This is a genomic window from Streptomyces ossamyceticus (genome assembly GCF_001418475.1).
GTDB lineage: Bacteria > Actinomycetota > Actinomycetes > Streptomycetales > Streptomycetaceae > Streptomyces > Streptomyces ossamyceticus.
Map to the genome: position 1 here is coordinate 1 of NZ_LIQX01000544.1, position 7,121 is coordinate 7,121.

Here is a 7,121-nt window from a genome sequence, read left to right on the forward strand (position 1 = left end):
GCGATCGGCGCACAGGGGTCCGACCCCGGCGCCATGGACGCCGCCGTGGCAGCCGCCGAGCAGGGGCCCCGGCGAGCACGCCGGGTCACCTGCTCGGCGGAGGCCACGGCGGCGGCCATGGTGCCGGGGTCGGACCCCTGTGCGCCGATCGCGGCGAGGATCGCCTCGGCCCGTTCCCGGCTGAGGTCACCGAGCGTGTCGGGGTCGAGGGCGCCCGCGGCGCAGAGCGCGACGAGTTCGCCGTAGGAGTGGCCTGCGGCCATGTCGGGGCGGACACCGACCGCGGTGAGGGTGTCGTACGCGGCGAGGCCGACCGCCCCGAGCGCGGGCTGGGCGTGGCGGGTGTCGGTGAGCCGGGCGACCTGTGCGGCGCGTTCGGCGGCGTCGAAGGCGGCGGGCGGGAAGAGGGCGGCGGCCGGGGCGTGGTACAGGTGGCGGCCGAGTTCGGGGAAGGCGGTGAACAGCTCGGCGAACATACCGGGGCGCTGGCTGCCCTGGCCGGGGAAGAGGAACGCCACCTTGCCACCGTCGTTGCTTTCGCCACCGTCGCCGCCACCGCCACCGTCGGCCACCCCGGCGGGGGCGCCCGTGGCCGGGAACACTCCCCTCCTCCCGGGCGTGCCGTCGAGGAGGTCCCGTATCAGGTGCGGGAGTTCGGTGACGGACTCGGCGACCACGGCACCGAGGAGCGGGCCCGGACCGGTCTCCGCGCGCTGTGCGGCGGTACGCGCCAGGTCCCGCAGCCGCCAGTGGCCGCTCGCCGCGAGGCCGGCGAGTTCCTCGGCCGCCGCGCGGGTGCGGAAGACGAACAGCTCGGCGGGCCAGACGTCGTGGCTCTGGCGCGGCGGCGCTCCGGCGTCGGCGTGGGCCCGCAGCACCACGTGGAAGTTGGTGCCGCCGAATCCGAAGGCGCTCACCCCGGCGACGCGGCGGGCGGCGGGCTCGGCCCAGGGCCGGGCCTCGCTGTGAAAGACGAATGGGCTGTCGGGGCCGGTCCAGACGGGGTTGGGCACGTCGATATGCAGGGTGGGCGGGCGCACCCCGGTATGCAGGGCGAGCGCGGTCTTGATCAGTCCGGCGAGACCGGCGGCGCACTTGGTGTGCCCGATCTGGGACTTGACGGAGCCCACGACGCAGCCGCCGGGCGCGGCCCCGGCCTCCTCGAACAGCCGGGTGAGCGTGCTGAGTTCGGTGCGGTCACCGACGACGGTCCCGGTGCCGTGGGCCTCGATCAGGCCGACCTCGGCGGGCGAGACGCGAGCCTGCGCGTAGGCGCGTTCCAGGGCGGTGCGCTGGCCCTCGGGGCGGGGCGCGGTCAGGCCGAGGGAGCGGCCGTCGCTGGCGCTGCCGACGCCCTCGATGACGGCGTAGATCCGGTCGCCGTCCCGCTCGGCGTCGGCGCGGCGCTTGAGTACGAGACAGGCGACGCCCTCGCCGAGTGCGATGCCGTCGGCGGCCGCGTCGAACGTGCGGCAGCGGCCGGTGGGCGACAGCGCGTGCGCGGAGGAGAAGAGCAGGTAGTCGTTGATGCCGTTGTGCAGGTCGGCGCCGCCGCACAGGGCCACGTCGGCGGCACCGAAGGCCAGTTCCTTGCAGGCGGCGTCGACGGCGGCCAGGGAGGAGGCGCAGGCGGCGTCGACGGTGTAGTTGGCGCCGCCGAGGTCGAGCCGGTTGGCGATCCGGCCGGCGATGACGTTGGCGAGCATGCCGGGGAAGGAGTCCTCGGTGAGCTTCGGGAGCTGCTCCTCCAGCTCCTCGGGAAGACGGCCGACGTACGAGGGCAGGACGCTGCGCAGCGTCGCGGCGCCGGAGATGTCGCTGCCCGCCTCGGCACCGAAGACGACGCAGGTGCGCTCGCGCGGGAAGGCCCGGCGGTCGAGCCCGGCGTCGGCCAGTGCCCGCCTGGCCGCCTCCAGGGCGAGGAGCTGGACGGGTTCGATGGCGGCCAGGGAGGCGGGCGGGATGCCGTAGGCCAGCGGGTCGAAGGGGATCGGGGGCAGGAAACCGCCCCACTTGGACGCGGACACGTCGTCCGCCTCGGCGTCCGCGCCGAAGTGCAGCGCGGGATCCCAGCGGGTGTCCGGGACCTCGGTGATCGCGTCGGCGCCGGCGAGCACCTGGGCCCAGTAGGCGGGCAGGTCGGCGGCGCCCGGGAACATGCCGGCCATGCCGACGACGGCGATGTCGAGCCGTTCGGGAGCGGGGGCCGGGTTCCGCGTGGGTACCGCACCGCCCGCGTCGCGGACGTCAGCGGCGAGTTCGGCGGTGCGGCGCCCGTAGAAGTCGGCGGCCCCGTCGGTGACCGCGTGGTGCAGGGCGGCGACGGTGGTGACGGCGGAGCGCAGCACGGCGACCTCGCCGGCCATGAACATGCCCGCTTCGCGCTGGCGCTCCTCGTCGACGTCGAGCAGCTCGTCGCCGACCCGCTCGACGCCCTTGCTGGCGATGCGCAGGCGGCCGACGTTGAGCCGCTCCAGCTCCTGCCAGACCCGCCGCTCGGGTATCCCCTGAGTCCGCAGCTCGTCCTTGACCTCCTGGTACGTGTCGCTGAACGCGCTGGGCAGGCAGCGGGTGGTGTGGCCGGGCGCGGTGTGCAGGAGCACGGTTGACGTGGCGTCCAGGGCCGCGCGCTGGAACAGCGGCCGGATGGCGCCGCACTCGACGGCCTCCTCGGTGAAGAGGTAGCCGGTGCCCATCAGAACGCCGACGACGGCACCGCGGGTGGTGAGCGGGGCGGCGAGCGCGGCGACCATGGCGGCGGAGCGCTCGTCGTGGATGCCGCCCGCGAAGAGCACCTGTACGTCCCCTGGGTCGGCGGCGTCACCGCCATCGGTGTGACCGTCGTCGGCCGCCGCGTCGAGGAAGTCCTCCAGGACGGCCAGTTGCGCCTCCCAGAGCGGGAAGCTGTTGCGCGGCCCGATGTGCCCGCCGCACTCGGCGCCCTCGAAGACGAAGCGCCGGACGCCGGCCGCCAGGAACTGGCCGAGCAGCCCGGGCGACGGCACGTGCAGAAAGGTACGGATGCCCTCGGCCTCCAGAGCGGCCGCCTGGGAGGGACGGCCGCCCGCGATGACGGCGTGGCTGGGGCGCAGCTCACGGATGGCCTCCAGTTGGGCGGTGCGTATCTCGTCCGGAACGAAGCCGAGGATGCCGACGCCCCAGGAGCGGTCGCCGAGGGCGGATCTGGTCTGTTCGAGCAGGGTGCGGGTCTGCTCGGGCCCGGCCAGGGCGAGCGCGACGACCGGCAGTCCGCCGCCGTCCGCGACGGCCGCCGCGAACCGCGCCTGGTCGCTGACCCGGGTCATCGGGCCCTGGACGACCGGCAGCGCGGTGCCGAGCGCCCGGCACATCGGCGAGCCGCCGCGCAGTACGGCGCCGTCGTCGGCCATGGCGGCGTCGATGCCCTCCGTGACGGCGGCGAGGGCGCGGTCCACGGTGCCGTACCGCTCGGCGAACCGGGCGGCGAGAAAGGCGTCCTGGCCCAGCGGCAGGGGCCGGTCGCGCAGGACGGCCGGGAGGCCGGGGCGGCTTGGGTCGAGCACCCGGCAGCCGTCGACGACGACGGTCTCGGTGCCGTCGGCGGCGCGCAGCAGACCGGCGGCCGCGGGGGCCGTACCGGCCTCGTCGAGCAGTGCGAGCTGGATGTCCAGTACGACTCCGCGGGCGCCCGCGAGCACGGCGGCGGCCGCGGTGTGCGGCCCGATGCCGCCGCAGGCCCACACCGGCAGGTCGGCCGGCAGGGCGCCGAGGACGCGCTGGAGCAGCACGAAGGTGGAGTGTTCGCCGCAGGGGCCGCCGGACTCCTCGCCGCGCACGACGAGCCCGGCGACACCGTCGGCCACGGCCCGGACGGCCTCGTCGGTGCCGCGGACCTCGGCGAGTACGGCGGGGTCCGCGGCGGCTGCGCGGGCGGCGGCCCGGACCTCGGCGACGGTCCAGGGCGCGTCCGGGGCGAGGAGCACGGTGCAAGGTCCCGCTGCGGCCGGGTCCGCGGTGCGCCGCGTTCCGGCGGGCGCCGGGGCCCACAGCTCTTCGGGGCGCAGCGCACAGTCGGCGGGGACCCGCACGCCGTGGCGGCCGGGGGCCCACTGCCGCAAGAGGGTCAGGGCCTCGCGGGCGGCGCGGGCGCCCGGGCCGAGGTCGAGGACACCGGACCCACCGGCCCGGCAGACGGCGGCGACGAGGCGGGGGTCCGGTGCACCCAAGGGGCTGACGCCGATAACGGTGTGCGTCATGGGGGGAGGCTCCTCTGTGCGATCGAGGGGGGTGTGCGATCGGGACGAGCGGATTCGGCGCACGCCGCGCGCTCTGGAGCTGATGACCCGTCAGATACTAATGGGTAGTCAGTTATCTGGCTGCACCCCCGACACCGATCTCGGTGAAGAGGAACCGCAACGAGCCGGACCCGGTCGCCGCACAGCTCGGCCATGTCGTCGATGTCGGAAATCGGCATGACCGCCGGCCGTGACCGCACGCCTGTCCGCGCGGCCTCTCGTGGGTGACCTCGCCTCCTGCTTTGCCTCCCCGCGGCGCGGTGTTGATCAAGGGCTACGGGGCGTTCGCCTTGCCCATGTACCCGCCCCACCGCGGGCGATGAAGCCGCACTGGGTCGCTGACCTGGGAAGATTGGACATTCTTCAAGGTTCCATGTCACGGATCGAGAGAACACCCGCGAGAGACCACGGGCCCCTGCCGGGGCCGTGTCCGATTCACCCCTGCCCGCCGCCGTCCTGGACGCGTTCGCGGCAGGCACGGATGACCGTGAGGTCCCGTGCCTGCCGCGCTTCCGCCGGGTTGCGTCCGCTGGGGTTACAGCGGGCAGGTGATCTGGAGGACGACCGTGTTGGGGTCGTTGGGGGTGGGGCAGAGGAACTGGTCGTAGCGGGTGTCGTTGTCGACGAAGCGCTTCAGCCAGGAAACGCTGTACCGGGCGATCGTGGTGTTCGGTTTGGCGAAGGTGAAGTGGTCGGTGCCCTTGAGCACGATGAGTGACTTGTCGGGGGCGTTGGCCAGCCCGTTGTAGAAGGGCCGGGCGAAGTCGTCGACGGAGGCGACGGTGTCACCGTCGGCGCCGAAGATCATGGTGGGGACCGTGATCCGGCTGGAGACGTTGCTGAGGTCCCAGGGTGCCAGCGGGATGGCCGCCTTGAGCGACGGGGTGCTCGCCGCGCTCTGCAGCGAGCCGCCGCCGCCCATCGACCAGCCCATCACGGCCAGCCGGCCGGGGTCGATCCGGTTCTTCACCGTGCTCTGGGCCGTCAGATAGGTGAGTGCGGCGAGTTGCTGCCTACTGCGGTCTGCGGGGAAGTCCCACAGCGCACTGGTGTTCAGGGTCATCACCACGAAACCGTGGGAAGCCAGCCGAGGTCCGTACCAGGCGATGTCCGACTGCGAGGCGAGGAAGCCGGGCATGATGGCGATGGCACCGAAGGTGCCCTTGCTGGTGTCGGTGGGGTAGTAGACGGTGCCGCTGTTGAAGCCTTGGCCACTGCCTGCCGGCACGGTGACCGAGCCGATGGCGAAGGGACCGCTTTCGGCGGTGATGCTCTCCAGGGTCGGGACCGGGCCGCGCTCGTAGGGGTTCTGGGAATCAGCCTGGGCCGGGGTGGCGAGGGTGGTCGCCATGACGACCGCGACGATCGCCATGAGCGCTCGGAACGGGAGCGGTTTCACGGGGGGTCCTCTCGGACAGGCTGTCAGTTGGTGTAGACGGCGGGAGAGCCGCTGACGCTGCTGTCGACCACGGGGGCGTAGGCAGCGGTGAAGTAGCCGTTGGCCGTGCACAGCGCCGAGCCGGAGACCTTGGTGAACTTCTGGTTGGTGAAGGTCAGACTGTTGTCGCTGTTGGAGCTCACCGCGGAGAGGCGTGGCGCCTGGTAGACACAGGTGATGGAGCCCAGCAGAGTGGAGAGCGCCACCGTGGTCTGGATCGCGCGGCCCGGGGCCGCGGTCACCGTGACGGTGCCGTCGGAGGAGGCGGCTGTGTTGTAGGGCAGGCCGTCGACGGTGATGCTCCGCACCCCGAAGACGCCGAAGACGTTGCTGGTGCAGCCGTTGAAGGTCTGGGAGGTCGCGGACTCGGTGGCGGTGCCCGGGGCGGTGGGGTTCGCCGTCACCGTGGCGGAGAGTGTCGATTCGGTGCAGGTGATGCCGGAGGTGCCGTTGCTGCTGGTGGCGAGGGTGGCGTTGGTGCCGCGCGCCAACGACGCGGTGAGTACGTCGCCGACGGAGACGGCGTTGCCGTCGGCACTGCCATAGGTGAGCACGGCGGTGTCCGCCGAGGCGGCGGTGGCCGGGAGGGTGGCCAGGGCCGTCGAGGCGGCTGCGGCGACCAGGGTGGAAAGGGCGTATCTGCGCATGCGGGTTCCTCTTCTGCTGGCATGGGTGACGAGCAGGGCCGGGCCGCTGCCTCCGGGGGAGTGGGGCAGCGGCCGGCGCATCGCCGTTCCCGGGTGAGATGGAACGGCCGGACCGCGCCCGGTCTCTGACTTGACGTCAGAGACTCGGTGCGCTTGTTGCGGCCTTGCAGGGTGCGTGACACTGGCGGCCCCGGCCGCTCCGCGACCGCGGGCCTCACGAGAAGAAAACCTGTGAGAGTTGTAAACCTGACGGGTATTCAAGTCAAGGCGCGCGCACAAGAAGGCGCGCGCGAGTTCGAGGAAGGATGCCCATGGCAGCAGGCCCATCGGCGCGGCCTCCGCTGGTGCTGCCCGGTACCCGCGCGGGACGCGATCCGGAGCGTTCCCTGCGGCGTGGACCGCGCCGTACCCCGCCCGAGGTGGTCGCCGCCAACCAGCGCGACCGGCTCCTGGACGGCTTCGTCCGCACCGTCGCCCAGGTCGGCTACGCCCGCACCCGGGTCAGCGACATCTGCCAGGCGGCAGGCGTGACCAGGCCGGTCTTCTACGAGCTGTTCAAGGGCAAGGAGGATGCCTTCCTCGCTGCCCATCAGTACGGCACCTCCCTGGTCTTCAGCGCCATGGAGGAGGCCCACGCCCAGGCCTCCGACTGGCCGGGCCGGGTGCGCGCCGGGCTCGGCGCGCTGCTCGGCATCCTCGCCAACGCGCCCGAATTCGCCGCCATGGCCATCGTGGAGATCGACGCGGTCGGCCCGGCCGGGC

General features: G+C 73.2%; 4 protein-coding genes. 1 reads left to right on the forward strand and 3 read right to left on the reverse strand.

Features of this window, described 5'->3' with window-relative positions; translation table 11 throughout:
• The 3 genes from AOK15_RS32645 to AOK15_RS32655 form a co-directional block, all read right to left on the reverse strand.
• Positions 1 to 4,235: type I polyketide synthase (locus tag AOK15_RS32645; RefSeq protein ID WP_157870435.1), on the reverse strand; the 4,235-nt coding region annotated here is incomplete at its 3' end.
• 574 nt (positions 4,236 to 4,809) lie between these two features.
• On the reverse strand, positions 4,810 to 5,673 hold the full coding sequence (locus tag AOK15_RS32650; RefSeq protein ID WP_240508704.1) for a poly(ethylene terephthalate) hydrolase family protein: 864 nt from the start codon (positions 5,671 to 5,673) through the stop codon (positions 4,810 to 4,812).
• 23 nt (positions 5,674 to 5,696) lie between these two features.
• Complete coding sequence (locus tag AOK15_RS32655; protein ID WP_055521933.1) at positions 5,697 to 6,359, reverse strand: hypothetical protein; 663 nt, start codon at positions 6,357 to 6,359, stop codon at positions 5,697 to 5,699.
• 311 nt (positions 6,360 to 6,670) lie between these two features.
• Here AOK15_RS32655 and AOK15_RS32660 point away from each other — a divergent pair.
• Positions 6,671 to 7,121, forward strand: a 451-nt coding sequence (locus AOK15_RS32660; protein ID WP_157870436.1) for a TetR/AcrR family transcriptional regulator, incomplete at its 3' end; no start/stop codon positions are given.